Origin of the sequence: Pseudomonas sp. ANT_J12, from assembly GCF_008370045.1 — a bacterium.
Lineage (GTDB): Bacteria > Pseudomonadota > Gammaproteobacteria > Pseudomonadales > Pseudomonadaceae > Aquipseudomonas.
The window spans coordinates 132,164-156,796 of sequence record NZ_VOBN01000014.1; the positions used below are offsets into that span (position 1 = coordinate 132,164).

Here is a 24,633-nt window from a genome sequence, read left to right on the forward strand (position 1 = left end):
AAAGATTAGGGAGACTCGGGCACTTCGTCCGCGATGACGTTAGGGGCTAGTCTGCTCAAGCATATAATGCGCTGTCGAGATGTCGCGTGACTGCGGTTAGTGAATCACCTGCCTCTTTGACGGCTGATTTGATTTCATCCCTTGAAACCCCAAATTTTTCAGCCCAATACTTGAGTTCAGTGATGAACTCGACATTGATTCGAATCGCGTCGGTGCCGAGTATCGGCTTTCGCTGTTCCATGAAAAGCTCCGGGGCATGCTTAATCTGCAGAATGAGAGTAGTCCGTTCAGGCAGGTCGCGTTGGCTTTTGTGAAAAATTCGTGAATTGCGCAGACAGCCACAGCATCTATTTCGAAACTTTGGTTCAAGCTATGGCCTACGCGATCTGATATTTGAAAGACCGATATCGGCTCGCAGCTAGGGGTTAGGAAACTCGGGGCGGTCTATGACCGGGCCGCCTGCTTCAGCCTTACCTCTTTTTAGCCAGACCGAAACACATAATCCGTTCTTGTTCATCTCATCCGCAAAACTCATACGTATGTGCGCCCCCAGACGATCAGCAATCGCCTTGACTATAGATAAACCCAGCCCAGAGCCTGATTCATCGGTTCCCAAGCTGCGGTAAAACGGATCGAACACCAGCAACTGTTCTTCTGCGCTGATACCTTTGCCCGAGTCCTTGACTTCAAGGATCACAATCTCAAATTCCAACTCGACAGCCAAGTCAACTCGTCCACCAACAGGGGTATAACGGATGGCGTTGTCCACCAGATTCCTGACCAGGATGAAGAGATCCATTTCGTTTCCAACGACCTGTACGTCTTCAAAGCTTTCAACACCGATATCGATGTGCCGGCGCTCTGCGAGAGGCAGTAAGTCCTCTAGAGCCCGTCGATAAACTTTTAGGACTGAAACTGATGTCGGTTTTCGATCCGAGCTCGATTGTGCTGCAGCCAAGGCCAGCATTTGATCGATCAATTTTCTGCTGCGTTCAATTCCTAGGGACAGTGGCAAGAAACGCTCATAGGCCGCAGTCGACATTTCTATGGCCGACAGTCGCTCGGCTTGCAGTGACAAGGCCGTCATCGGGGAGCGCAGTTCGTGGGCGGCGTCAGCAATGAAGCGACGCTGGGTTTCCATGGACTGCGAGACGCGCGTCAACATTCGATTGATCGCCACGACGAAAGGCCGGATCTCGGTTGGTAGGTGGTTTTCGTCGATAGGATGTAGCGCCTGCTCGTCGCGCCGATATATTTCTTCCGAGAGGGTTGCTATGGGACGGAACAGTTTGCGCACCAGATCGCTCACCACCAACAACAGCACCGGAAACAGAATGAGAAACGGCAACAGACTACGCCAAGCGCTCTTTCGCGCCTCTTTCTCACGCACGTCAGCTTCTTGGGCGACAACGATGCGTTCGCCACCGACCGTTGTCCTCACCAGCACGCGAAAATTCTCACCTGCGACGCTCAAGGTCGACAAGCCATCGGCCAGTGTTGTCGGGAAGGGCAACGGTGTTGTTGCGTCGTCATTGCCGGTCGCTTTACTGCTGTCGGACAAGTATTGCACGCTAACCCTGGACTCTTCGTCGTCGCCAACAACCTGCTCAACCACAGGATAGTGCAAGGTCATCTTTTGCCGATCAAACAGGATGGCCACTTGACGCAAGGTCTCGTCCTGCATCTCGTGCGACTCGTTGATCGTAGAAGCAAACGCGAAAATACCTGCCAGTACCGCCACGATCAGGATGGCAAGCGACAGCGTTACGGACAACCGCAACTGTACCGAGTCGTTCAAGCGTTTTTTAAAACCAACCATCCCATTCCCCGGACATTCTTGATGACGTGGTTCCCCAGTTTTCTTCGTAGCGCATGAATCAGAAACTCCACGGCATTGCTTTCCACTTCATTGCCCCAGCCGTAAATACGGTCTTCCAGCTCACTGCGCGACAGAATGGCTCCAGGTCGGATTAGTAGCGCCTGTAGCAGGGCAAACTCGCGGCTCGAGAGCTGAATATCGGGGGTCTCCGCAGTAGCCGCTTGTTTGGATACCAAATCCAGTGACACCACACCATTGTCTAGCACTGACTGGGCACTGCCGCCTTTTCGGCGTAATACGGCGCGCATGCGTGCCAATAACTCCGCCATGGCAAAGGGTTTGAGCAAGAAGTCGTCCGCGCCGGCGTCGAGGCCGCGCAGGCGATCATCGAGTCCATCCCTTGCGGTGATGATCAGTAACGGCACCGGGTTGTTGCGTCCACGAATACCATCGAGCACATCAAGACCGTCTTTGCCGGGCAAGCTGAGATCCAGCAACACCATGTCATAGGCTTGGGTTTCCAGTGCTGCAAGGGCGGTGAGTCCGTTTTTCACCCAGTCGGCGGCGTAGCTAGCGTCATTGAGCGCGCCTTGAATGGCATCACCAATCATCGGGTCATCTTCGACCAGCAATATCCGCATTTATCGCTCCGCAAAAAAAAGGCGCGTCGATCATGACCACCGCGCCTGCATTGAAGCATTTGGGTCGGGACTTGTCCGCTTCCGGATCAACGCAATGTACAGCTGCGGGTCATTGCTTGCCTTTCATCGAATCGAAAGCTTTCAGCAGATCATCCATTGCCGCTTTGCAATCGCTCTGCTTTGGAGTGCTGTTGCGTAATGCGTCCAGTGCCCGGTCGATGGCTTTGTCCAGCACATGCCAATCACTGGCGGCACGAGGTTTGATGCCAGCTTCGGCAGAGTCCCACGAAGTTTCCAGTTCTTTGATACGGGCTTTCGCTCCAGGCAGGTCATTTTTATCGACGAGCGCTGCGACATCAGCGGCGGTGGTGCGGAACTCCGACAGATCACCCAATTTGGAACCCGACTGGGCAGGCGCGCTCGTCGAGGTGGTCGGCGTGGCAGAACCGGGTTTGTCAGCGGGTTTCGAGCAGCCAGCGGCGACGCTGAGCAAAAAGATCGATGAGACAATAGCAACGTGGCGGATGACATTTTGAATTGAGAGCATGACGGATTCCTTGATTCGTTCTTTGACAGGTTATTGGTTGACGGCTTTACGGTTGCCAAGACTGATTTGTGCGACCGCGACCAAAAGAACAATGACGCAAAGGAAGATGGCACTTGTCCAAGTTGCTCCCATGCCGAGGCCACCATAGGTTTTAGCTTGGGTCAGCAAATCTCCCAGAGAGGCGCCAAATGGGCGGGTCAGGATGTAGGCTATCCAAAAGGTCAGCACCACATTGCCGCCCAAGCGCCAAGCCACCAGAGTCGCGGCGATCAGCGAACCGAAAATCACGACACCGAGGGTGAAACCAAGGCCCAGTGCTTCGGTGGCCAGGTCGCCCGCTGCTGTCCCGAGGGCAAAGGTACAAAGCACGGTGGCCCAGTAGAAAAGCTCCCGTCGCGGGGTGACGATTTCGCGGATCGACAGGTTGTGTTCTATCCGATACCAGACTGAAAAGTTGATTGTCAGCAGAACGGCGAAGACTGCCGTGCTGGTGTACAGGCTGATATCGAGCATGTCAGTCATGATGTCCGTGATCTGTGTCCCGACGATGCTTACCAGCACTACTGTTAACCAGTAGATCCAAGGTGCATAGGCCTTGGTACGCAGTTGAAAAAACAACGCGAGAGCTAGCAGGACGGCCATGCCGATGCTTGTCCATGCCGCACCGAAACCGGCATCCACTGCCAAAAAGTCTGCGCCTGTTTCACCCACCGTCGTCGACAAAATTTTGATAACCCAGAATGACAGGGTCACCTCGGGCACTTTGTTGAGCCATCCGGCTTTCTCGACATTCATGTGCTGGTCGCCTCTCCTAATCTTCGCTGAACTTGCGTAGGAGAGAAGATACGTAGCGAAACTTAGGTGAGACTGAGGGGGGGTATGCGATTGGGCACATCCTTGGATGACCTGAGCGTTGATGCATTCGCTAAGCGCGCTCCTTTCGCAGCCTGTATGGCGTGACCAGGAGTCCGAACACGGAATCATCCACGCTGATGCCGTGCTTTGACGCTCGGTTGGTTCTAACAGGATGCCCCTTTGCGCCTATCGCAAGCCTTGAACTATCCGTAGTCTGCGTATATTGCTGCGCCGGCTCTTTTAAGTCCGTGCGAGTCCTGCAGCATTCTTGGTATCAGTTAAAGGCTGGGACATTAGTGCAAGTTTTAGTAAGAGGATGAACCGTGAGAATTTGGAGAGGCGCGGCGGCAGGGCCTATCAGCCTATTGATGATGGTTGCGAGTATGAGCCTTATCGCAATCGTAACTGATGCGCAGGCTCAGGCCACTCCTCAAGCCACTCAAGAGATTAAAGGCTTGCTGGACTTTGTCGAACACAGTCAATGTCAGTTTGTGCGTAACGGGAGTGAGTACCCAGGAACCCTGGCTCGAGGGCATCTGGAGAAGAAGCTTAGTTATCTCGAAGGTAAGAACATGGTGAACAGTGCAGAAGACTTCATTGATCTTGCTGCCACTAAAAGCAGTTCAAGTGGCCGCGCCTATGAGGTGCGATGTCCAGAAGGCGCGCAGCCGGCAAACACGTGGCTGAAAAAGGAGCTACAGAGGCAACGGCAGCTTCATTGATTTAGTCCAAAGTCGAACAACACCCTAGGTGGCATAGCTTTTCACTCCCATCTGTGACGCGTTTGGTAAGCAAAATGGCGTCGGTGATCATTGTTGTGGTTTGAGGGGCTATTCTGGCGGGAACTTATTTCGCTGCGACGCCAGCGCAATCCCCCGGTCAATCTGGTTTGACCAGACGTGTAACGGGAGGGAGAGCTATTTTTGGCGGGCACTAGGCACACCAAAAAAATCGGCACGACAGAGCGTGCCGGTGATTCTCATCGTTACATTCTTATTTTTTAATGGAAACAATTGCGGCTTTGCCGCCCTCTAGCCGAAAGGAAAACGTTACACGGTCTCCAGCCGTCAGCCCTGTCAGCTGATCTTCCGTCACTGAAAAGGCCATTGTCATTGGAGGCCACTGTACGGCTGGAACAGCTCCGTGGGAGATGGTCAACGTATGCTTCGTAGTATCTATAGCCTTGATCGTTCCCTCGGCATTGGCAACTTGAGCCTGTTTTGAATCTTGTTCCATCTGCATGCCCTCCATACCGTCCATTTTCATGCCCGGCATGTCCTCTGCATGGACAGAAAGTGAAAGCGCAAATACGGTGCTTGCAACTGCAATCATGGTCAGTTTCATACGACTTTTCCTTGAGGCTTGATGGGTGCAACTGAGAGGTGCCGACGACGCATCAGACGATAGGCTGCCGGAATGACAAACAGGGAAAGCAAAGGTGCCGTGACCATACCGCCGATCATGGGCGCGGCAATGCGGCTCATCACTTCGCTACCAGTCCCGCTGCCTAACAAGATGGGTAATAGCCCAGCGATAATGACGGCCACTGTCATGGCCTTGGGCCGAACTCTCTGCACAGCTCCTTCACGAATCGCCGCAACCAGCCCGCGCTCAGTGCTATCGCCGAGGTCTTCACGTTCAGCCCAAGCGTTCTTCAGGTAGAGCAGCATGATCACGCCGAACTCGGCAGACACCCCGGCCAATGCGATAAAGCCGACTCCGGTGGCGACCGACAGGTTGAATCCCAACAGATAGAGGAACCATGCTCCACCGGTCAGTGCGAATGGCAGAGTGGCCATGATCAGCAAGGCCTCATCGAAGCGGGCGAAAGTCAGGTAGAGCAGCACGAAGATGATCAACAGCGTGGCAGGTACCACCAGTTTGAGGCGTGCGTTGGCCCTTTCGAGAAACTCGAACTGTCCTGAGTAGCTCAGACTCATGCCGGGCTGCAACTTGACCTGCTCATTGACGACCTGGCGTAGATCGGCGACCACAGAAGCAATGTCCCGACCACGCACATCTATATAAACCCAGCCTGAAGGCCGTGCGTTCTCGCTCTTGAGCATAGGCGGGCCGTCCGTGACCGTGACCTTCGCTACCGTGCCGAGGGTGATCTGGCTACCTAGCGGTGTGTAGATTGGCAACTGCGCCAAAGCGCCTAGCGAGTCACGCCACTCACGTGGGTAACGCACGTTAATCGGAAAGCGTGCGAGGCCTTCAATGGTCTCCCCGACGTTTTCGCCGCCGATAGCGCCGGCAACGATGGACTGCACATCAGCGATATTTAGTCCGTAGCGGGCGGCGGCCTTGCGGTCGATATCCACGTCGATATAGCGGCCACCGGTCAGTCGCTCGGCCAGAGCCGAACTGACACCGGGCACGTCCTTTGCCACCCGCTCGACGGCCTGAGTCGCCGCATCGATTTCCGTCAGGTTGCTGCCGGCAACTTTCACTCCGATGGGACTCTTGATCCCGGTGGCCAGCATGTCGATGCGGTTACGAATCGGCGGTATCCAGATATTGGTCAACCCTGGGACTCGTACCACTCGATCCAGTTCTTCCACCAGTTTTTCCTGGGTCATCCCTGAACGCCATTGGTCATGCGGCTTGAACTGGATCGTGGTTTCGAACATTTCCAGCGGTGCGGGGTCAGTGGCGGTTTCGGCACGACCAGCTTTACCGAAGACATGTTCGACCTCTGGCACGGTTTTGATCAGGCGGTCGGTCTGTTGCAGTAGTTGCGCCGTTTTCTGTGCCGACAACCCCGGCAGAGCCGAAGGCATATACAGCAGATCACCCTCGTCCAACGGTGGAAGAAACTCGCCACCTAGGCGTGACAATGGCCATAACGCGCTGACAAAAACCAATAGCACCACCAGCAGCGTGATCTTTGGTCGACGCAGCACCGCGTCCAGAGCGGGCTGGTAGATCCGGATCAGCCAACGGTTTAGCGGGTTGTGCTGCTCAGTGGGGATTCGACCCCGAATCCAATAGCCCATCAGCACTGGTACCAAAGTCACTGACAATCCCGCCGCTGCGGCCATGGCGTAGGTCTTGGTGAAAGCTAATGGGCCGAACAATCGCCCTTCCTGTGCTTCCAGGGTAAAAACCGGAATGAACGACAGGGTGATGATTAACAAACAGAAGAACAGTGCTGGGCCTACTTCTGCCGCCGCTTCGGTCATTACATGCCAATGACGCTCACCCTTCAGTTCCTCCCCAGGATTGGCCGCGTGCCAGGCCTCGATCTTCTTATGGGCGTTCTCGATCATCACCACGGCAGCATCGACCATGGCGCCGATGGCGATGGCAATCCCACCCAAGGACATGATGTTGGCGTTGATCCCTTGGTAACGCATGACGATGAAAGCAATCAACACCCCCACTGGCAGCGAAATGATCTCTACCAGCGATGAGCGCAAGTGCCAGAGAAAGATCCCGCAGACCAACGCGACGACGATGAACTCTTCGATTAGCTTGTGGCTGAGGTTTTCCACGGCACGGTCGATCAGCTTGCTCCGGTCATAGGTGGTGACGATTTCCACCCCGACCGGCAAACTTTTTTTCAGCTCGTCGAGTTTCGTCTTGACCGCCGCAATGGTCTCGCGAGCATTCTTGCCGCTGCGCAAAATCACCACGCCGCCGACTGTCTCGCCTTCGCCGTCGAGTTCAGTAATGCCACGCCGCATTTCCGGCCCCAACTGGATCGTGGCGACATCGCCAAGACTCACCGGTACACCTCCAGCACCGAGCTTCAACGGGATAGCACGAAAGTCATTGAGCGTTTTTAGGTAGCCTGAGGCCCGCACAATGAACTCGGTCTCTGCCATCTCCAGCACGGCACCACCGGTTTCCTGATTGGCCTTGCCGATAGCCTCGGTTACCTCAGCTTGAGTGATACCGAGGCTGGCCAGTTTGAGGGGATCAAGCTGCACCTGGTACTGCTTGACCATACCCCCCACAGTGGCCACCTCCGCAACGTTCGGCAGGGTCTTGAGTTCGAACTTGAGAAACCAGTCCTGAAGTGCACGAAGCTGTGCAAGATCATGTCCGCCACTGCGATCCACCAGGGCGTACTGATAGATCCAACCCACTCCCGTCGCATCCGGCCCCAACGCTGGCTTTGCGCTGGCTGGCAACCGACTTTGTATCTGACTCAGATACTCCAACACCCGTGAGCGGGCCCAGTACAGGTCAGTACCGTCCTCGAACAGCACGTAGACGAAGCTGTCACCGAAGAAGGAATAACCGCGCACCGTCTTTGCGCCTGGCACCGAGAGCATGGTGGTCGCCAACGGATAGGTCACCTGGTTTTCGACAATCTGCGGCGCCTGGCCTGCGTAAGGTGTACGGATGATCACCTGCACATCGGAGAGGTCTGGCAGCGCATCAATGGGCGTGCTCTGCACCGACCAAATGCCCCACGCCGTGACAAAAGGTGTCGCCAGTAGCACCAGGAATCGGTTGGCCACTGACCAACGAATTAGGGCCGCGATCATGGCTGGCTCCCCGATTTATCCAGGCGCTCAACACGCAAACCATCATCGGTCTGGCTGACCGCGATACGAACCTTGTCGCCCGCTTTGAGGCCCTGTATCAGAGCCGGACTGGCGAGTGGGAAAGTCATCGTCATGCCAGGCATGCCCAGCGTCTTGAAGGGGCCATGGGTGAGCGTGACTTCTTTGTCGTTGATCTCAACGATCTGCCCATCCGCCTCATGAAAACTGGAGGTTGCTGCGCTGGGCAGTGACTCTTCCTCCGAGCTTGCAACGATTCCCTTAAGACTGGCCTCCGAGTCGAGCAGGAACTGGCCAGACGTAACCACCTTCTGGCCTTCTTCCAGACCTTTCACTATCGCCGTCTTGCCATCGCTTTCCTGCCCGAGGTGCACTTCCACTGGACGGTAGCGGCCCGCGTCTTCGGCGAGCATCACCAAGGCACGTCGGCCAGTGCGAATGACGGCCTCGCTCGGCACCCACAACACACTTTGCCCGGTCGAGCGATTCAGGCGTACCTGCGCCGTCAAACCCGGTATGAGGCGTCCGTCGGGATTGGGGAGTTCCACCCGCACGCGAAGAGTGCGGCTGTCCGGGTTGGTCTCGGGTAAAATCGCGCTGACCTTGCCACTGAGCATTGTCCCTGGGAAGGCTGGCAGACGCGCTTCGACCGCCTGCCCCACGGTGATCAATCCGGCATCCGATTCTGGAACGGCCACGGCGAGCCAGTCACTGCTCAAGCCATTGACGCGTGCCAGAGTATCGCCAGTCGCCACAGTCATACCCGCACGTACATTCAATTCTTGCAGCACACCACCAATAGGGCTGGTGAGAGTCAGGTAGGGTTGAACCTTGCCGCCACGCTCTGCCTGAGCAATCAATGCTGCTGGCATACCGGTGAGCCGCAGTCGCTGACGGGCCGCAGCCAACAGGTCAGCATCCCCGCTGCGCTTCAATGCAAGAAACTCTGTCTGGGCAGCCGCCCAATCCGGCACCAGGATATCCGCTAACGCCGCGTTGGCTTTGAGCACATCACCGGGAGCGTGGGCATAGACCCGCTCCACAAAGCCCGTGGTGCGTGCCTGAATCACCGCGACATCACGTTCGTTGAATCCCAAAACACCCGTCACATCGAGGCTGGAGTCAAAGATTCCACGGGTGACTGTTGCAAAACGCAGACCGAGATTCTGGGTCAGACTCGGATCGATACTGACGGTCGCACGATCCCCTGCGCCACCGGCGTACTTAGGAACCAGTTGCATGTCCATGAAGGGGGACTTACCCGGCTTATCGAATTTTTGCTGCGGGTACATGGGGTCATACCAATACAGAGCCTTGCGTTCGTCAGGTGAATCGAGGGTCTGCTCCTGGGCAGAACTGGATACCCCATTCATGCGCTGTTGAGCGAACCAGTAACCACCGGCAATACCGAACGCCAGCGAGATGCCTACCAACAATGCCCCGTTCCCTTTTTTAAGGATCATTGGCTGGACTCCCCATAAGCAAAATACAACCACGCACTGGTCAGCGCTCGCTGCTCTTCCACGTCGATCTGTTTGAGGCGGGCCTCGATGAGTTCACGACGGGCGGCAACAACGGCGTTTAAATCGCCTTTTCCCGAGCGATAACTGGCCATGCTGAGTTCGACCTTTTCCTTAGCCAGCGGCAACAGGCTTTCCTGGTTACGGCGTACCGCACGACTCAGGCGCTCGTAGTCAGCCAGTTCGTTTTCCAGTTGCTGGGTATGCTCGCGTGACAGGGCTTCGCGCTCGGCCTCAAGCTGACTGAGTTCCGCCTGTTTGGCTGCGATTTTGGGGTTTTGGCGAGAGTCAGGAAACAGCGGTAGATCCCAGGAAAATTGCACGCTGACCATATCGCCGAACTCACGGCCACGGCGCTGGTAATCCAGTTCCCAGCTCCAGTCTGACTGCTTCTCCGACACAGCTTCACGAACCTTGGCTTGCGCTTCGCGGGTCATCGGTGCAAACGCTGCCAACTCGGGATGGTGTTGCAGTTTATGAGAGTAACTTGAGGTGTCGACGGGCCATTCAGGCAAGCTGCCCACAGGCTTGTCGTTGGCGGCGGAGCCAATCCAGCGTTTGAGGGCCGCTCGAGCCTGTGCTCTCTGGAGAATCAGATCGTCCTGCTGCTCCGCCAGTTGAGCTGCTTCCTGCTTGGGTGTCACCGCATCGGCGGGTTGAGCGCGGCCACCGGCAATTTGGGCCCGGACGGTATCGCTCAGCAGGCGGTTTTCTTTGTAGAAGTCCTGGAAAAGCACATCTTTGCGCTCAACCGCGTAGCTGCTGATCCAGGCCAACGCCGTGGACTAGCGCACCTTCAGACGTTCGACTCGACGCTCCGCAGAGGCACGATCAATAGCTGCATCGGCGACTTCGATACGCGCTTTGCGCTTGTCGCTATTGGGCATCTCCTGCCTGACCCCGACAATCTGCATAGTCATGAAGTCTTGGTCGATACTCCAACGATCCGGCCCGCCGATGGGGTAGTTCTGCACGCCCACCAGGAGCTTGGGATCAGGTAATTCACCAGCAGGGATGGCTGCATTGCTGGCAGCCTGAATTTTCGCGTCTTGTGCGGTCAGCGACGGCGCATTGTTTTCTGCCAGCCGCAACGCTTCATCGAGCGTCAATGCGGCAGCGAAACTCGGCAATGCCAGCACGCTTGCCGCTAGGCCGGCCACTAGAGACCAGCCTGTGCATTTCACTTGGAGTTCATGTTTACGATTCCTGTAATCATCCACTGCACGCGTCAAAAGACATGCGCGCAGCTAGTCCATCCCGCTAATGCGGAATGAGGCTCAATGTGGGACAGGAATCAAACTCGGTGCGGTCGCCATACCCCGGACGGGGTCTGTACAGGTAGGGAGTCGCTGATGAGGGAAAGCACTACGGGGCTGAACACGGTTACAGGAGGCTTGAAGATCGAGACTTGCAGCATGCCGCCCGTCTTGCATTCCTGGCCCGGCTTGCAAGGTTTACCGTGCTCGGAAGGGCTTTTCATGTCGTTGCAGCAGTCCATCCCCATATCGTCCATCATCGCCATGCCCATCGTCTTCATTGGGCACGGTTCTGTCGGTGCCTGAACGCCCGCCATCCCGCTGAGGGGAAGCGCCAAGCTGATCATGAAGATGATGCAAAACCGCAGATAGCGTTTCATGGTCTGGAGTCTAGTCGCTGAGAATGGCTCTTACAATTGGAAGCGGTCGGCCCAATAGGCCTGCCAAAGGCGATAAAGCACATCCTAAGTTAAGCCAACATTACCGACGCGAAATAAAGTTTCTGACATGCAGTTTCTAGATCTGCAGTGGTTAAAAACCGATCAAGGCATCACTCAAGCCAATTCAGCCGAGACGTATTACTTCGTCTGCACAGCTGCGTGGCTGGGTTATCTCAGTTGCCATTGCATGAGGATAATACTCACAGCCAAACCGAGTGTAAGGATTCCGATTCCAAGCGAAACTCCGATAAGCAGAGGACGTTTCCACAAGGCTCTAATCTCCGGTTTTCGATTACTCAACGAATATTGAGTACAAGCATGAGAGCAATTACCAAGCCAGTTGGTAGGTCACCACGACTTTGCGATGAAATGGCCACTTCAGGACGGTAGATTCATATTGCTTCACGGAGCATTCCCCAAAAGTGGGGTGACCTTCCTTACAAATGGTGCTGAGTTCCCGAGAGTGGTGCAGGCATTGGGGCTATGACTGATTTCATCCATTAGCTGTCCTTCGCGGTTTTGCGCGATGGTGCCTATCTGTTGCCTGACTCCAATGTCTGTCGTGAAGCCCTGGCGTCCGTCGAACGCGACATCTTTTCCATCAATGGCACTGCTTACATCCTTCCGGTGGTCGATCCGCAGGGCACTCGGACATCACCTTATGCGTTCAGGCCGATCCAGCCATGGAACCCTACGTACAGACCAACACAAATGATCAACACGCTGGATAGGTACGGCGCACGACGAGCAACGGTGCCAAGCCATGGCCAGCGGTTAGATGCCTGCTTAGCGCCAATGGCCGCAGCAGCACCCACAGTCACCAAGGTGAGCGCCAATCCGATGCTGAAGCACAGGACGAGCATGCCTCCCAGCGCGACTTCTTTAACCTGAAGGCAGAGCAGCAGGACAGTGATTGCGGCAGGGCAAGGAATCAGACCACCAGTCAGACCGAACATGACGATCTGACCCGTGGTCACCTCGCGGTTGGTGAAGCGTTTACGGATATCATTGGCATGTGCACGTTCGTGCGCATCCTGATAGCCATCAATCGACAACTCCAGGCCTTCCAGTTCGGAATGCGTGTGCCCGTGATCATGCTCTAGGTATTCCAGGTCATAATCATGGGAATGACCTGCATGGCCCAGACTCAAGCGGGCACTGAACTCATGAGGCTCCGGGATATCGACTGCCGACTCCAGGAAGCCTTCGCGCTCGACGAAAGAGAACGATTGAGTGCTGCCGTCCGGACGAGTAGTCATCAGGCGAACATCTGAGGCTGTCCAGGCGTGTCCGGTCAATGTCTTCAGGCGCCAATGCGGTGGCACGTCTTCTTCGAAGATCGACAGCTCAACACGGCCATGGCCAGTATCGATTCGGTGGGTCTCATCATGATGACCATGGTCATGCTCGTCGTGGTGATGATCATCACCTTGCTCGAACTTGAACATCTGCTCACCGCGCCAGGTACGCCACAGCATCCACAGCGCAATCACGATGATCAGTGCAGAGGACGCAAGCTGGAAGTACGGCTCAGTGGTTTGAGCATCCAGTCCTTTGCCCAGGTACATGCCGCCGATGGCGACCAACCACACCACAGCGGTGTGCGACAGCGTCGCGGCCAAGCCCAACAATACGGCTTGTTTTACCGAGCCACGAATGGCCACGATGAAGGCTGCCATCATAGTTTTTGAATGGCCCGGTTCAAGCCCATGCAAGGCTCCGAGCAGAATAGCGCTCGGGAAATACAGCCAGGCGTGAGCCCCGCCTTGTTGCAGCAGTTCAGCGAAGTTGGGCATATCAGACCTAGAGGTATTTGGTGATTTGTTTGAACGCTTCCAGCGGTGCGCGCTCGCCATTACCTAACGCCGAAACGGTGTCCTCAAGGCAGTGATCGATGTGATCCTGGATGAGCGTGCGCTTTGCCTGGCAGACCGCTTTTTCGACAGCGTGCAACTGCTGAGCAATGTCCACGCATTCACGACCCTCTTCGATCATGGTGATGATGCCGCGTAAATGGCCATCAGCCCGCTTGAGGCGCTTGATGATCGCCTCGTGACTTTGGTGGGTGTGCGGATGGCTATGCTGGTGTTCTTGCTCACTCATGACTTGAGCCTCGGGCCCCAAAGAATTACGCTGGCATCCTATCCCCCCCAGGGGGATAGGTCAAACGTAACAAAACCCTATAAAACAAGTTTAAACCCGAACGCCATGTTCAGCAGAACGCTGACAACGACGGTGGTACTCACGCTTACTCTCGCCATAGTTTGTGGCCTGGGCCAGGCATACCTATATCTTGTCAGTGACGTCGAAACAGCTAGCATGGGAGATTGCGCAAGGCATACAAGCGATCTCTTGCTTTCACTCGTGATCAGCAGGCCACGCGGGTAAGCGGATTACAAAGGTCGTATGACCTTCTCTGGAGACACATCCGACGGTGCCGTCATGGGCGTCAACCAGTGATTTGACGATTGCCAACCCTAACCCCGCATGGTTCGTAGCGCTCTCTCTCCGTGCGGGATCGACTCGGTAAAAACGGTCAAACAGCCGGGGCAGATGCTCTACCGCTATCCCCTCGCCGGGGTTTTCCACTGACAAGCTGATCATGTCGCCAAGGGGCTCGATTTTCACGGAGATCGTACAGTCAGGTGGGGTATACCTGAGCGCATTGGACAGCAAATTTGAGATCGTCCGATCCAGCATCGTCCTGTCACCATTCACCGCGCCGTGCCCGACTACCTGCAGCTTTACCCCTGTGTCGTCTGCCAGAAGCTGGTAATACTCGAACAATTTCTCGACGACCGAACGCAACTCGATTTTCTCTTTGGCAGGTAGAACCAGGCCGTTGTCCGACTTTGCTAAAAAAAGCATGCCGTCAATAATGCTGGAGAGTCGGTTCAGATCTTCCAGGTTGGAATAAAGATTCTCTTCATAATCCTCTGGTGCACGTTTCTTTGTGAGGATGACTTCGGTATGTGTGCGCAGATTGCTGATAGGAGTACGTAGCTCGTGCGCGATATCGGCTGAAAAGTTAGACAACCGAGCAAATGATTCTTCAAGGCGAGCCAGCATAGCGTTGAACGAAGTGACGAGGAGCTCTAGCTCGCGAGGCACAGAGTCCATGGGAATCCGCTCTTTCAGCGATCCGGCTGACATCGAGGCCGCGACTTTCGTTACTTGTGCGACCGGCTTCAGTCCGCTGAGCGCGACCAACCACCCTAAACCTGCGCTGACCAAGGCGCTAATCGCCAGCCCGATCACTAACCACCAGCGCAGAGTTTCAACGAAATGCATATGGCTTGTAATGTCTAGACTCAGCCACGCGGTCAGTGGCTCAGCTTCATTCGCCAAATGAACTTGGGCTTTCATGCCTCGGTACATATGGCTTCCAGCTGTCCACTCCCACATATCTTCCCTCGGGTCACCAGAGGAGGAAGAAGGATGTCCAACTGCATTTGAAGTCGCGAAGAACGTCTTCCCGCCCATCGCGATAATTGAGGCTGAGAGTTCTTGGTGAGCACCAAGGAGTGCTTGTAGTTGCAACACAACTTCTGAAGGGTCTGCGGAGCCAGCTTCGCCATCCATTATTTGCCGAATGGATTCGAGCTTTTCCGTCATCGCTTGACGGTCGATGGCCTTAAAGTGATGCTGACTGAACCCATCAAAGGTAAAGCCTGCTACTACCAACACGGCCACCACGGCACAGACAAACATCATGCTTAAACGGAGGGTAAGAGATGCGCGCTTCATTCTGTATCCGGAGCATCTAGCATGTACCCCATTCCCCTCGCGGTCTGAATCATCTTGGTGTCGAAATCGTCATCGATTTTGGCCCGGAGCCGACGAATCGCGACTTCGATCACGTTGGTATCACTGTCGAAGTTCATGTCCCAAACCTGCGATGCGATCAGTGATTTCGGCAAGACTTCTCCCCGACGGCGCATCAGCAGCTCTAGCAGCGAAAATTCCTTGGCGGTAAGGTCAATGCGTCGACCTGAGCGCGAGGCCCGTCGCTTTAGAAGATCGACCTCCAGATCCCCGATCTTAATAGATGTCTGGTTGGGTACGGCGGCGCCACGGCGAAGCAAGCTTCTGACGCGGGCAAGCAATTCAGAAAATGCGAAGGGTTTGACTAGATAATCGTCCGCACCTAACTCCAAGCCTTTGACCCGGTCATCAACTCCGTCCCTGGCAGTCAGAAACAGCACAGGAACCGAGCTCCCGGCTGTGCGGACAGATCGAATGACCTCCCAGCCATCCAGGCCCGGCATCATTACGTCCAGGATTAGAAGATCGTAGGCCTCATTTAGCGCCTGGTCTAACGCCTCTGTTCCCGTCACAACCCGGTCGACACTGAAGCCAGCTTCCAAGAGGCCTTGCTGTAGGTACATTCCGATTTTGGGTTCGTCTTCTGCAACCAAGAGTTTCATGCTTGGGCTCCGGTTTTGCGGTGTTCTAGTGTGCTACCAATCTGACGACTGTGCGGAAGCTTACGCAAATGTAATTGCCCCAACAGCAAACAGAAAGCACGCAGTCACGACAGGCTCGGGGGCAATTCAGCGAGGGCAGCGAAGACGCGGCTTACAAAAATGTAATCGGGAACCTGAGCTTTTTGCGCTTAACCTACCTTCCATCCAGTGCGGAAGCACGACTCCTGGCCTACGGCCAGTGCATACAGCGCAACCGCACACTAAAACGTGACGAGGTGCATCGAATGTTCAAACGAAAGCTATCGCTTGCTGTGGGATTGATGATTTGTGGGGTTGTGCAGGCAGCTGAGCCACTCACAATCGATGTACATCGGGACGCGAACTGCGGGTGCTGCAAGGAATGGGTCAAGCACCTCGAATCGAATGGATTCAAGGTGGTCGACCACGTGGAAACCAACATGAGCGCTATCAAGCAGAATCTGGGCGTGCCACAGGGACTCGCTTCATGCCATACGGCTGTGATTGACGGAAAATTCGTAGAGGGTCATGTCCCCGCCGATGAAATCAAGAAGCTGAATGGTCGTTCAGACCTCGCAGGAATTGCAGTGCCAGGCATGCCCGCAGGTTCTCCTGGTATGGACTACGGCCAGAATCATCAACCTTACCAAGTCCTGGGGCTCACCAAGGCAGGTGCGCAAAAAGTGGTCGCTGACTACCCCATCAGCCGATAGTCGTTGCTCAGATCTGAGCGCCCTTGGGGCCGCCCGGATCTAGCTCCTGGATCACCCTTGAGCCATCTCGATTGAGGGGCTCAATGTTCCTAGCCAAGCCACCAAGCAAACGATGACGACAGCACAGGTCGATTCGATCACCACACTTTTTCTCAAAGCAGTTGCCGCTAGAGAAAAATCACCGGCCACCACAGATCGCTCTAGTGAAGGGCTCAGGTAGAAACGATTGAGGGTAGCTAGCCCGATCATGCCCACGAAAAGTAGGATCTTCACGAGTAGGAGAATGCCATAGGTACTGGTTACGACTTCGATTACTGTCGGCCCGACAATGAAGAAATAATTAGCGACGCCAGTAACTATGATCGTACCAACAATGAATGCGCCCGCTGTTTCGAATCCCTTGAGCGCTCGCGATAGCACTCGTACCAGTTGCTCCGAATTAGCCCCCCTAATACTCAACATCAGACCAAACGCCGCGAGAGCTCCGATCCATCCGCCAGCGGCAAGTAGGTGCAGAATATCAGCGGCAAAGTGCCAGAATCGCAGGGCGCCTTCATCCATCGCCCCGTGACCTGTCCATGGGATTGTCGCTAAGGCAATGCTGCCCGCAATGGTAGCGACCCAGAGACTGCCCGTCGGCCATCGCCTGTTCTGGCTTCCAGCAAAAATCACCACTGCTAGCGAGATCATGCGTGTCACCCAGCTGTAGCCGACCTCAGTCTCGTACAGCATCATTTCCATGTGAGGTCGCAGCTCTGCCCAGTCGGATGCGCCGCTCATATTTTTTGTCATAACTACAAAAGCTGCTATGGACAAAAGCATACCTATAACAGCGGTGCCAGGTAGTAGCGACCCAAAATGCAACAGCGCTCCCGATACACGCTCTTTTTCCCGAAAGCTGTATAGCCCAAAGACGGCAAGACCGAAGAGGAGCATCAGATCCAAATACAGCGCGAGGCGCAGCGCCACGTTAATTGGGTCGCTCATACTTATTTCACTTTGAAGGTGACGCTGCCAGTAATCGGATGGGTATCGGACGAAACCGCTCGCCATTCCACTTTGTAGGTGCCAGTTGTGAGAGGAGAGGCCGGGGTCAAGACCATGGTTTTAGGGTCGTTACTGCCGGCCACGCTGGCTTTCACACCCATAGGAGAGTTTGGCATGCCGGGCATGTCGGTCATGATCAACTTGGCTCCGGAAAACTGGGTAACCAGGTTTTCAGAAAAGTGCAGCTCAATCTTTGCTGGGGCTGGGCCGTTCGCGCCTTCAGCTGGAGTTGAAGAGACTAGCTTCGGGTGAGCCTGGGCAACTGCACTGAGCAGAAGGCTGGATGAAAGAGCGACGGCCACAACACAGGATTTAAATACAGACATGCAAGGCTCCTCACAGCGCGTAGCTGTTGTAATGAGGTTAAGTAATTATTTGGTGCCGCTTACCGTGATTTAGAACCACACCCGGACGCCAAGCACTAGACGTGCTTCGCTGCGGTCTTCGCCTTCGTCGCTGGCATAGTCAGCGGTTTTTCCATAAGACCGATTCCAAGTCACACCTACGTAAGGTGCGAACTCTGGACGGATTTCGTATCGCAGCCGCAAACCAACTTCACTCTCAGACAACCCTGAACCGACTCCACGTTTGGGATCGTTTTTGCCATAGAAATTGAATTCTGCCGTTGGTTGCAAAATCAGCTTATTGGTTAGAAGAATGTCGTAGTTCCCTTCCAGTCGCGCTGCGGTCTGGCCACCTTCACCTAGATAAGCTGTGGCCTGGGCCTCGAAATTGTAGAGCGCCAAGCCCTGGACACCGAAAGCCGCCCACGTTTGAGGATTTTCTGGTTTGAAGTCTTGACGAACACCGCCGACTAGATCCCACCAGGGGCTGATTGAGTGCCCCCACAATGCTTGCACTTCAGCTTTTTCAGTCTTCCCATTGGTGCGCTCGCCTTCGGAACGCAACCATAGACGATCAACATCTCCCCCTATCCAACCTTGGGCTTCCCAGTTCAGTGCGCTTCCATCGTCAGCATCCTGCCATTCCAACTTCTCAAATATAAAAAATGAGTTGAGGGCTGTGTCATGAACCGCGTGACCACCAGGGGACTTATAGACAGCGGCTCTGTCGGCATCAGTCAATTGCGGTATCGGCGTCCGGCTTTGGGTCTGCGGTTGTTGCTTGGCGGGCTGCATACCCTCCATTTTGCTGTGATCCATACCTTGCATCTGGCTGTGATCCATACCCTGCATCTGGCTATGATCCATGCCTTCCATCTTGCCGTGATCCATGCCCTGCATCTGGCTGTGATCCATGGTCTGCATCTGCCCGTCTTCGGTACCCTGGCTTGTTTCAGCGGCTGCCGGCAAGACAAAACCAGCGGCTAGAGCGACGGTAAATACAGCTGAGTGCATGCGAGTCCCGCAAAAATAATTGCTCATAGTCGACTCCTTATTCCTCTACACGCACTTCGCGGAACATCCCCATTTCCATGTGGTACAGGAGATGGCAGTGGTAGGCCCAGCGCCCCAGCGCATCGGCTGTCACTCGGTAGCTGCGCTTCGACCCTGGCGGCATATCAATGGTGTGTTTGCGTACAAGGAATTGCCCGTTTTCATCTTCAAGGTCGCTCCACATGCCATGCAAGTGGATGGGATGAGTCATCATGGTGTCGTTGACGAGAACGATCCGGACTCGCTCGCCGTATTTCAGTTTTAAAGGCTCGGCGTCCGAAAACTTCACCCCGTCGAAAGACCAGGAAAATTTCTCCATATGCCCGGTCAAGTGCAGTTCAATAGTTCGACTTGGCTCACGGCCATCTGGATCCTCAAACGTGCTCTTTAGGTCAGAATACGTCAGCACTTTTCGACCATTCTCGCGAAGGCCCATGCCAGGATCATCAAGCTTTGGCGACGTTGACATTGCCTGCATATCGACGAGAGGATTGTTGGATTCTGTGGCTGGGTGCGACTGCATTTCTCCCATACCACTCATGCCGCCCATAGACATTTTGCTGTGATCCATCCCAGCCATGCTGTCCATGCCGGACATGTCTTGCGTAGCGCCATGGTTCATACCTTTCATGGCACCGCCGTCCATGCCTGACATGCCCTCCATTGAGCTGTCCCCCATGCCGGCCATCTTGCTGTGATCCATCCCAGCCATATCCCCCATACCAGCCATCGCGCCATGATCCATACCCGCCATGCCCATGTCGGCCATGGTGACGAGAGGACGAGGGTCAAGCTTAGGTACTGGGGCAGCCAGACCAGGCCGGACGGCCAAGGTGCCTCTTGCGTACCCCGATCGATCCATCGACTGCGCAAACAGTGTGTAGGCGTCCTGAGTTGGTTCGACGATCACATCGAAAGTCTCGGCAGTGGCGATCCTGAACTCGTCCACGCTTACGGGCATAACATACTGGCCATCGGCAGCCACAACAGTCATCTTCAAACCCGGAATACGGACATCAAAGTAGCTCATGGCTGAACCATTGATGAACCTCAACCTAAGCTTTTCGCCAGGTTTGAAGGTGCCCGTCCAGTTGGAGTTCGGCGCGTGGCCGTTCATCAAGTAGGTGTATGTCGCGCCACTGACGTCTGCAATGTCAGTGGGATTCATCTTCATTTCGGCCCACATCTTGCGGTCAGCGACGGTAGCTGACCAACCTTTGTCAGCTACGTCATGGATGAAATCACTGACTGTGCGCTTGTGGGTGTTGTAGTAGTCAGACTGCTTCTTCAGTGTTTTCATCATCGAAGCCGGATCTTCATCCGTCCAGTCGGTAAGCATCACCACGTATTCACGGTCATACTCAAACGGCTCGGGCTCTTTCGCGTCGATTACCAGTGGGCCGTACACACCTACTTGTTCCTGGAAGCCGGAGTGACTGTGATACCAGTACGTTCCGTTCTGCTTGACCTTGAATTGATAGACATACGTGCCGTCAGGCTCGATCCCATGGAAGCTAAGGCCCGGCACGCCGTCCATATTCGCGGGGAGGATAATCCCGTGCCAGTGGATTGATGTCATATCCTTGAGGTGGTTCTTGACCCGCAAGGTCACGGTATCGCCCTCACGCCAGCGCAGCTGAGGCCCCGGAATCCCACCATTGATTGTCATGGCAGTCCGGGCATTCCCAGTGATATTTACCGGTGTTTCTCCGATAAAGAGGTCGAACTCTGTACCTGACAGGACATTAGTCTCGCCCAAGCTACGGGCCGCCCAAATAGGGGTATGCCAGAGGCCTAAGCCACCGAGAATCCCGCCTGCGGTGAGACCTTTCACAAAGGTGCGCCGAGAAGTTTTGGAATGCATACCGATTCATGTCCCGTCAGTCGGATGTCAGGTGCACGCACGTTGGCGTGTTCCCGAGGGTTCACGCTTTGGATAGCTAGTGCGCTTGATACATTGGAAGATGCCATAAGCCAGCAAACGGGGTGATTACATTTCCGTAAGCTGGGCGGCTCAGCATTGATGCTTCTGCTCTTCAGCCGTGGGCTTTTCCTGTGCAATATCCTCTTGCGCTTTCGCTTGTGGGACGGGCTTGGTGGTGGCCATTGCCGTCTCGCGAGCTCGTTCCATGCGCTCAACCGCACTGTCGCCGCCACCTTCGGCAAAGGCCAGGGACGATATAGCCAAACTGAGTGTAAGAATCACAACGTTGGTTGCTTTCATAGTGCATCTCCTTCAAGGAATTGACTCTCGTTGAAACCAGAGAGTTTGAGCGTCAGCTCGATGAGGATGATGAGGGGACGCACCTGTCAGCACGCTTAGCCGGTGATTACACTTTTGACAGCACACGGAGAAACTCAACATCTGAAAGATCGACGGGTGTCGTAAAATTTGACCGCACCACAGAACCGACAGCCGGCTGCATAAATTGATGTAGATCAACCGTGGCACTTCAATGTGGCGTATGTTGAAAAATCAAAATCCGCTAATCAGTACCGGAGATTCTCCATGTTCTGGTTTCGCCATCGTCAACCAACGTTCATACGCCTCGCCATCGTGCTGTGGGTGTTAGCGTTTGGTCTGGCAGCGACCCAGGGATGTCTGGCACAGCCCAGCCACAATCCGGCTACAGCTCATGTCTCGCTGATCACCGCGCAAGACCACGATAGCCACGACGCCCATGCCCTCGGTTGCCTTCAGCACTGCGCCGATGCGGCAATAGCTGTAAGTCCTTCGCTCCATCTTCATATATTTGACCTGTTCAGTTGGACGTTTCTGCTCCTTATCCCAGCGTTGCTGATTTTGTATCCCGCCAATCCCTCCGCTTTTGCCTTTCTTGCATTACGGCGCCCTGTACCGGCCAGACCTCCTGCCCGCCTGATTTTCGTCCGTTTCAACGATTAATCCGACCTTCTGCGCGCCGGTCTTCGGCGCACTGTCTGACTGCGCCAACCTGGCGCGGCTTGGTATTACCTGAGTTGTCCTGACCCTTTGGAGATTGCCATGCATGCCACATTGAAATTTATCCTCGCCACCCTGCTCGTGAGCAGCCCACTTATCGCCTCGGCAGTCGATGAGCATCACCCGGAGGGGCAGACCGCGCCCGCCAAGACAAGCGAAGCAGCTACGCCGATGCAAAACAATGTCATGACCGAGCAAATGCAAAAAATGCAGGCTGCACACGACAAGGCAGCCGCCGCCAAGACCCCTGCCGAGCGACACGCCGCCATGCAGGAGAGCATGAAGACGATGAAGGACAGCATGGCCATGATGCATAAGAACTGTCATGGCAAGGGCATGGACGGCAACAAAGACGGCATGGAGATGGGAATGATGAACATGATGATGAAAATGATGGATCAGCAAACGAGCATGATGAACATGCCGATGAGCAAGTGACGCGCACAAGCCTGTAGGCAATGCAGCGACGGTTTTACTTTAGCCAATATGCCAAGGGTAAAACTGCCGCCCGTTGCACCTATACGACGTATCACTAAACAGCACTCCCTCAGGAGTACAAAACCATGATGAATTCACCACATTCCGCTAACACCTCTCCAACATTTTGGAGGAGTAAACCCGGTATAGCGCTGGGCATGCTGCTGGTGATCGTGCTGTTCTATCTAGCAAGAGAACACTAAGGCCATATGCTGGGCTTACTGCCTTACATGATTTTGCTGTTGTGCCCGCTGATGCATTTTTTCGGGCACCACCACGGTGGTCACAATCATCACGGCGAGACCTTAGACTCAACCAAGGATGCGAACAGGAGTTAGCTCATGCACACCCCTGAGGTTCGTCAAGAGCACGGCCCTATACAGAACTCTGAACCCCAACCCACCGGTTCCCATGACCCGGTATGTGGAATGACCGTCAGTAACGACAGCCAGTTCAGTACGGAATATGAGGGGCAAAAATACAGGTTCTGCAGCCAGAAATGCCAAACGACCTTCAGGGCAGCGCCCGAGCGTTATCGAATATCCCAACTGAAAAACGAACAAATCCCTCAGACAACAGCAGAACCGTTAACGGGTGCCGCTGAATACACATGTCCCATGCATCCGGAAATTCGCCAGATCGGCCCCGGCGTCTGCCCTAAGTGCGGCATGACCTTAGAGCCGGTGATTCCCGAATTGGAGGAAGAAGAGAACTTAGAACTCAAGGACTTCACCCGGCGCTTCTGGTGGACATTGCCACTGACAGTGATCGTAACCGTGCTGGCTATGGGTGGCCATGCCCTGGTGCTGTTCCATGGCACCACGCAAAATTGGGTCGAGCTGGGATTGGCTACACCCGTCGTGCTGTGGGCTGGCTGGCCGTTTTATGTGCGTGGTGTGCGTTCGGTGATTCAGCGAAGTCCGAACATGTGGACGCTAATCGGCCTCGGCACGGCGGCGGCCTTCCTTTACAGCGTCGTGGCCACCCTGACCCCCGATGTATTCCCCAGCAACTTCATGATGGAGGGCCGCATCGGTGTGTACTTCGAAGCGGCGGCTGTGATCATCTCACTGACCCTTCTCGGCCAGATGCTTGAACTCAAGGCTCGCTCGCAAACCTCGGCTGCCATCAAGTCGCTGCTTGGACTGGCACCCAAAACTGCCCGACGGATCAATGCCGATGGCACGGAAGAAGACATCCCTCTGACACACGTACACAGCGGCGACACGTTACGTGTGCGACCGGGCGAAAAAGTGCCTGTCGACGGTCAGGTGTTGCAAGGCGAAAGCGCTGTAGATGAGTCGATGCTCACCGGCGAACCGATACCGATCATGAAGAGGGCCGGCGACGCGCTGATTGGCGCCACTCTCAACATCCACGGCTGTCTGGTGATGCAGGCGCAGAAGATAGGGTCGGCGACACTGCTCGCACAGATTGTGCAGATGGTTGTGCAGGCACAACGCTCAAAAGCGCCGATGCAACGTATCCGCTCCATGAACCCCACATTCCAAGCGGATAGCTGACGGCTGATGCTGTGCTCCCGATTTCCATCAGGAGTCCATCACCATGATGCGTCCCAATGCCAGCGTTGAAAAAGTGTACCTCTACCCAAAGCCGGTAGATTTTCGAAAGTCCATTGATGGCCTAGCTGCGCTAGTCGAACTGGATATCAAGGTCGCGGTGTTTGACCCCGTGCTCTTTGTTTTTCTGAATCGCCACCGTAATCGGGTCAAAGTGTTGTACTGGGAGCGTAACGGCTTCTGCCTTTGGCTCAAGCGCCTGGAGTCCGAGCGTTTTAAGACTTCACCCGAAGAGGTGGACGAGGCTATCGTGCTGACCGTCCAAGAACTGAACTGGCTACTGGATGGATTTGATCTCTGGCGCAACCGTCCACACAAGGTTTTAACGCCAAGATTCGTCGCCTGACGGGTATAATCCGGGCATGAATTTGATGCCCGAAGACCTCCCTGACGACCCTGTTCTGCTCAAGCAAATGT

At 55.0% G+C, this 24,633-nt stretch carries 23 protein-coding genes and 4 pseudogenes; 8 read left to right on the top strand and 19 right to left on the bottom strand.

Translation table 11 applies throughout. The annotated features are described in order from the left end of the window. Positions 1–55: 55 nt before the first annotated feature. The 5 genes from FQ192_RS24370 to FQ192_RS24390 form a co-directional block, all read right to left on the bottom strand. Positions 56–241 carry a DUF3606 domain-containing protein gene (locus tag FQ192_RS24370; protein WP_149660829.1) on the bottom strand — a complete coding sequence of 62 codons (186 nt, stop codon included), beginning with the start codon at positions 239–241 and terminating at the stop codon, positions 56–58. 177 nt (positions 242–418) lie between these two features. Beyond that, a complete protein-coding gene (locus tag FQ192_RS24375; RefSeq protein ID WP_149660830.1) occupies positions 419–1,819 on the bottom strand; it encodes an ATP-binding protein in 1,401 nt (466 codons plus the stop codon). Next, positions 1,795–2,460 (bottom strand): response regulator, encoded by a 666-nt coding sequence (locus FQ192_RS24380; RefSeq protein ID WP_149660831.1) that lies wholly within the window; start codon positions 2,458–2,460, stop codon positions 1,795–1,797. The genes FQ192_RS24375 and FQ192_RS24380 overlap by 25 nt, the downstream gene beginning before the upstream one ends. Positions 2,461–2,569: 109 nt before the next feature. After that, positions 2,570–3,007 (bottom strand): hypothetical protein, encoded by a 438-nt coding sequence (locus tag FQ192_RS24385; RefSeq protein WP_149660832.1) that lies wholly within the window; start codon positions 3,005–3,007, stop codon positions 2,570–2,572. Between the two features lie 30 nt (positions 3,008–3,037). Further along, positions 3,038–3,802 carry a hypothetical protein gene (locus FQ192_RS24390; RefSeq protein WP_149660833.1) on the bottom strand — a complete coding sequence of 255 codons (765 nt, stop codon included), beginning with the start codon at positions 3,800–3,802 and terminating at the stop codon, positions 3,038–3,040. A 443-nt stretch (positions 3,803–4,245) separates the two neighbouring features. On the opposite strand from FQ192_RS24390, the gene FQ192_RS24395 reads away from it, so the two are divergent. Next, positions 4,246–4,584, top strand: coding sequence for a DUF5329 domain-containing protein (locus FQ192_RS24395; protein WP_256672362.1), 339 nt, complete (start codon positions 4,246–4,248; stop codon positions 4,582–4,584). A gap of 271 nt (positions 4,585–4,855) precedes the next feature. Here the strand turns inward: FQ192_RS24395 and FQ192_RS24400 are convergent, their stop codons facing one another. From FQ192_RS24400 to FQ192_RS24420, 5 genes and pseudogenes are all read right to left on the bottom strand, one after another. Continuing rightward, positions 4,856–5,206, bottom strand: a complete 351-nt coding sequence (locus tag FQ192_RS24400; RefSeq protein ID WP_149660834.1) for a copper-binding protein — start codon at positions 5,204–5,206, stop codon at positions 4,856–4,858. After that, positions 5,203–8,361, bottom strand: coding sequence for an efflux RND transporter permease subunit (locus FQ192_RS24405; RefSeq protein WP_149660835.1), 3,159 nt, complete (start codon positions 8,359–8,361; stop codon positions 5,203–5,205). Before FQ192_RS24405 ends, FQ192_RS24400 begins: the two co-directional genes overlap by 4 nt. Next, positions 8,358–9,842 carry an efflux RND transporter periplasmic adaptor subunit gene (locus FQ192_RS24410; RefSeq protein ID WP_149660836.1) on the bottom strand — a complete coding sequence of 495 codons (1,485 nt, stop codon included), beginning with the start codon at positions 9,840–9,842 and terminating at the stop codon, positions 8,358–8,360. The genes FQ192_RS24405 and FQ192_RS24410 overlap by 4 nt, the downstream gene beginning before the upstream one ends. Then, positions 9,839–11,083: pseudogene (locus FQ192_RS24415) on the bottom strand (TolC family protein). Before FQ192_RS24415 ends, FQ192_RS24410 begins: the two are co-directional and overlap by 4 nt. Positions 11,084–11,193: 110 nt before the next feature. After that, complete coding sequence (locus FQ192_RS24420) at positions 11,194–11,535, bottom strand: hypothetical protein (protein ID WP_149660837.1); 342 nt, start codon at positions 11,533–11,535, stop codon at positions 11,194–11,196. A gap of 573 nt (positions 11,536–12,108) precedes the next feature. Between FQ192_RS24420 and FQ192_RS34595 the strand changes: the two are divergent. Beyond that, positions 12,109–12,246, top strand: a pseudogene (locus FQ192_RS34595) (chromate resistance protein); the annotation flags it as partial. 8 nt (positions 12,247–12,254) lie between these two features. Here the strand turns inward: FQ192_RS34595 and FQ192_RS24430 are convergent. The 4 genes from FQ192_RS24430 to FQ192_RS24445 all read right to left on the bottom strand — a co-directional run bounded on the left by FQ192_RS24430 (position 12,255) and on the right by FQ192_RS24445 (position 16,022). Beyond that, positions 12,255–13,391 carry a nickel/cobalt efflux protein RcnA gene (locus tag FQ192_RS24430; protein ID WP_149660838.1) on the bottom strand — a complete coding sequence of 379 codons (1,137 nt, stop codon included), beginning with the start codon at positions 13,389–13,391 and terminating at the stop codon, positions 12,255–12,257. A 7-nt stretch (positions 13,392–13,398) separates the two neighbouring features. Further along, complete coding sequence (locus FQ192_RS24435) at positions 13,399–13,698, bottom strand: metal-sensing transcriptional repressor (protein ID WP_101209371.1); 300 nt, start codon at positions 13,696–13,698, stop codon at positions 13,399–13,401. Between the two features lie 255 nt (positions 13,699–13,953). Next, the gene (locus FQ192_RS24440) at positions 13,954–15,342 is read right to left on the bottom strand and encodes a heavy metal sensor histidine kinase (RefSeq protein WP_149660839.1); all 1,389 of its coding nucleotides are present in this window, start codon (positions 15,340–15,342) and stop codon (positions 13,954–13,956) included. After that, positions 15,339–16,022, bottom strand: a complete 684-nt coding sequence (locus FQ192_RS24445) for a heavy metal response regulator transcription factor (protein ID WP_149660840.1) — start codon at positions 16,020–16,022, stop codon at positions 15,339–15,341. The genes FQ192_RS24440 and FQ192_RS24445 overlap by 4 nt, the downstream gene beginning before the upstream one ends. 284 nt (positions 16,023–16,306) lie before the next feature. On the opposite strand from FQ192_RS24445, the gene FQ192_RS24450 reads away from it, so the two are divergent. Further along, the gene (locus tag FQ192_RS24450; RefSeq protein WP_149660841.1) at positions 16,307–16,753 is read left to right on the top strand and encodes a DUF411 domain-containing protein; all 447 of its coding nucleotides are present in this window, start codon (positions 16,307–16,309) and stop codon (positions 16,751–16,753) included. Positions 16,754–16,804: 51 nt separating this feature from the next. Here the strand turns inward: FQ192_RS24450 and copD are convergent, their stop codons facing one another. From copD to FQ192_RS24475, 5 genes are all read right to left on the bottom strand, one after another. Then, entirely contained in the window at positions 16,805–17,740 is a 936-nt protein-coding gene (copD, locus tag FQ192_RS24455) for a copper homeostasis membrane protein CopD (RefSeq protein WP_149660842.1), read from the bottom strand. 2 nt (positions 17,741–17,742) lie between these two features. Next, positions 17,743–18,126 carry a copper homeostasis periplasmic binding protein CopC gene (gene copC, locus FQ192_RS24460; protein ID WP_149660843.1) on the bottom strand — a complete coding sequence of 128 codons (384 nt, stop codon included), beginning with the start codon at positions 18,124–18,126 and terminating at the stop codon, positions 17,743–17,745. 69 nt (positions 18,127–18,195) lie between these two features. After that, positions 18,196–19,185 (bottom strand): copper resistance protein B, encoded by a 990-nt coding sequence (locus FQ192_RS24465; RefSeq protein WP_372242360.1) that lies wholly within the window; start codon positions 19,183–19,185, stop codon positions 18,196–18,198. Positions 19,186–19,195: 10 nt separating this feature from the next. Then, positions 19,196–21,061, bottom strand: a complete 1,866-nt coding sequence (locus FQ192_RS24470; protein ID WP_149660844.1) for a copper resistance system multicopper oxidase — start codon at positions 21,059–21,061, stop codon at positions 19,196–19,198. 150 nt (positions 21,062–21,211) lie between these two features. Further along, positions 21,212–21,421 carry a co-regulatory protein PtrA N-terminal domain-containing protein gene (locus tag FQ192_RS24475; RefSeq protein WP_149660845.1) on the bottom strand — a complete coding sequence of 70 codons (210 nt, stop codon included), beginning with the start codon at positions 21,419–21,421 and terminating at the stop codon, positions 21,212–21,214. A gap of 285 nt (positions 21,422–21,706) precedes the next feature. Between FQ192_RS24475 and FQ192_RS24480 the strand changes: the two genes are divergently transcribed. The 5 genes and pseudogenes from FQ192_RS24480 (at position 21,707) to tnpB (ending at position 24,562) form a co-directional block, all read left to right on the top strand. Continuing rightward, the gene (locus tag FQ192_RS24480; protein ID WP_149660846.1) at positions 21,707–22,102 is read left to right on the top strand and encodes a hypothetical protein; all 396 of its coding nucleotides are present in this window, start codon (positions 21,707–21,709) and stop codon (positions 22,100–22,102) included. Between the two features lie 99 nt (positions 22,103–22,201). After that, entirely contained in the window at positions 22,202–22,597 is a 396-nt protein-coding gene (locus FQ192_RS24485) for a hypothetical protein (protein WP_149660847.1), read from the top strand. Between the two features lie 125 nt (positions 22,598–22,722). After that, a pseudogene (locus FQ192_RS24490) lies at positions 22,723–22,974 on the top strand (DUF2933 domain-containing protein). A 90-nt stretch (positions 22,975–23,064) separates the two neighbouring features. Further along, positions 23,065–24,123: pseudogene (locus FQ192_RS24495) on the top strand (heavy metal-binding domain-containing protein); the annotation flags it as partial. 79 nt (positions 24,124–24,202) lie between these two features. Next, on the top strand, positions 24,203–24,562 hold the full coding sequence (tnpB, locus tag FQ192_RS24500; RefSeq protein WP_231987099.1) for an IS66 family insertion sequence element accessory protein TnpB: 360 nt from the start codon (positions 24,203–24,205) through the stop codon (positions 24,560–24,562). Positions 24,563–24,633 lie beyond the last annotated feature (71 nt).

Bases quoted from the DNA above. Each gene is read 5' to 3' on its own strand.
- FQ192_RS24435 (WP_101209371.1), bottom strand. From the start codon at position 13,698: ATGAGTGAGCAAGAACACCAGCATAGCCATCCGCACACCCACCAAAGT.
- FQ192_RS24430 (WP_149660838.1), bottom strand. From the start codon at position 13,391: ATGCCCAACTTCGCTGAACTGCTGCAACAAGGCGGGGCTCACGCCTGG.
- FQ192_RS24400 (WP_149660834.1), bottom strand. From the start codon at position 5,206: ATGAAACTGACCATGATTGCAGTTGCAAGCACCGTATTTGCGCTTTCA.
- FQ192_RS24370 (WP_149660829.1), bottom strand. From the start codon at position 241: ATGGAACAGCGAAAGCCGATACTCGGCACCGACGCGATTCGAATCAAT.
- FQ192_RS24465 (WP_372242360.1), bottom strand. From the start codon at position 19,185: ATGAGCAATTATTTTTGCGGGACTCGCATGCACTCAGCTGTATTTACC.
- FQ192_RS24420 (WP_149660837.1), bottom strand. From the start codon at position 11,535: ATGAAACGCTATCTGCGGTTTTGCATCATCTTCATGATCAGCTTGGCG.
- FQ192_RS24395 (WP_256672362.1), top strand. From the start codon at position 4,246: ATGAGCCTTATCGCAATCGTAACTGATGCGCAGGCTCAGGCCACTCCT.
- FQ192_RS24385 (WP_149660832.1), bottom strand. From the start codon at position 3,007: ATGCTCTCAATTCAAAATGTCATCCGCCACGTTGCTATTGTCTCATCG.
- FQ192_RS24485 (WP_149660847.1), top strand. From the start codon at position 22,202: ATGCATGCCACATTGAAATTTATCCTCGCCACCCTGCTCGTGAGCAGC.
- copC (WP_149660843.1), bottom strand. From the start codon at position 18,126: ATGTCTGTATTTAAATCCTGTGTTGTGGCCGTCGCTCTTTCATCCAGC.
- FQ192_RS24440 (WP_149660839.1), bottom strand. From the start codon at position 15,342: ATGAAGCGCGCATCTCTTACCCTCCGTTTAAGCATGATGTTTGTCTGT.
- FQ192_RS24390 (WP_149660833.1), bottom strand. From the start codon at position 3,802: ATGAATGTCGAGAAAGCCGGATGGCTCAACAAAGTGCCCGAGGTGACC.
- tnpB (WP_231987099.1), top strand. From the start codon at position 24,203: ATGATGCGTCCCAATGCCAGCGTTGAAAAAGTGTACCTCTACCCAAAG.
- FQ192_RS24445 (WP_149660840.1), bottom strand. From the start codon at position 16,022: ATGAAACTCTTGGTTGCAGAAGACGAACCCAAAATCGGAATGTACCTA.
- FQ192_RS24450 (WP_149660841.1), top strand. From the start codon at position 16,307: ATGTTCAAACGAAAGCTATCGCTTGCTGTGGGATTGATGATTTGTGGG.
- FQ192_RS24470 (WP_149660844.1), bottom strand. From the start codon at position 21,061: ATGCATTCCAAAACTTCTCGGCGCACCTTTGTGAAAGGTCTCACCGCA.
- FQ192_RS24375 (WP_149660830.1), bottom strand. From the start codon at position 1,819: ATGGTTGGTTTTAAAAAACGCTTGAACGACTCGGTACAGTTGCGGTTG.
- FQ192_RS24405 (WP_149660835.1), bottom strand. From the start codon at position 8,361: ATGATCGCGGCCCTAATTCGTTGGTCAGTGGCCAACCGATTCCTGGTG.
- FQ192_RS24480 (WP_149660846.1), top strand. From the start codon at position 21,707: ATGTTCTGGTTTCGCCATCGTCAACCAACGTTCATACGCCTCGCCATC.
- FQ192_RS24380 (WP_149660831.1), bottom strand. From the start codon at position 2,460: ATGCGGATATTGCTGGTCGAAGATGACCCGATGATTGGTGATGCCATT.
- copD (WP_149660842.1), bottom strand. From the start codon at position 17,740: ATGAGCGACCCAATTAACGTGGCGCTGCGCCTCGCGCTGTATTTGGAT.
- FQ192_RS24475 (WP_149660845.1), bottom strand. From the start codon at position 21,421: ATGAAAGCAACCAACGTTGTGATTCTTACACTCAGTTTGGCTATATCG.
- FQ192_RS24410 (WP_149660836.1), bottom strand. From the start codon at position 9,842: ATGATCCTTAAAAAAGGGAACGGGGCATTGTTGGTAGGCATCTCGCTG.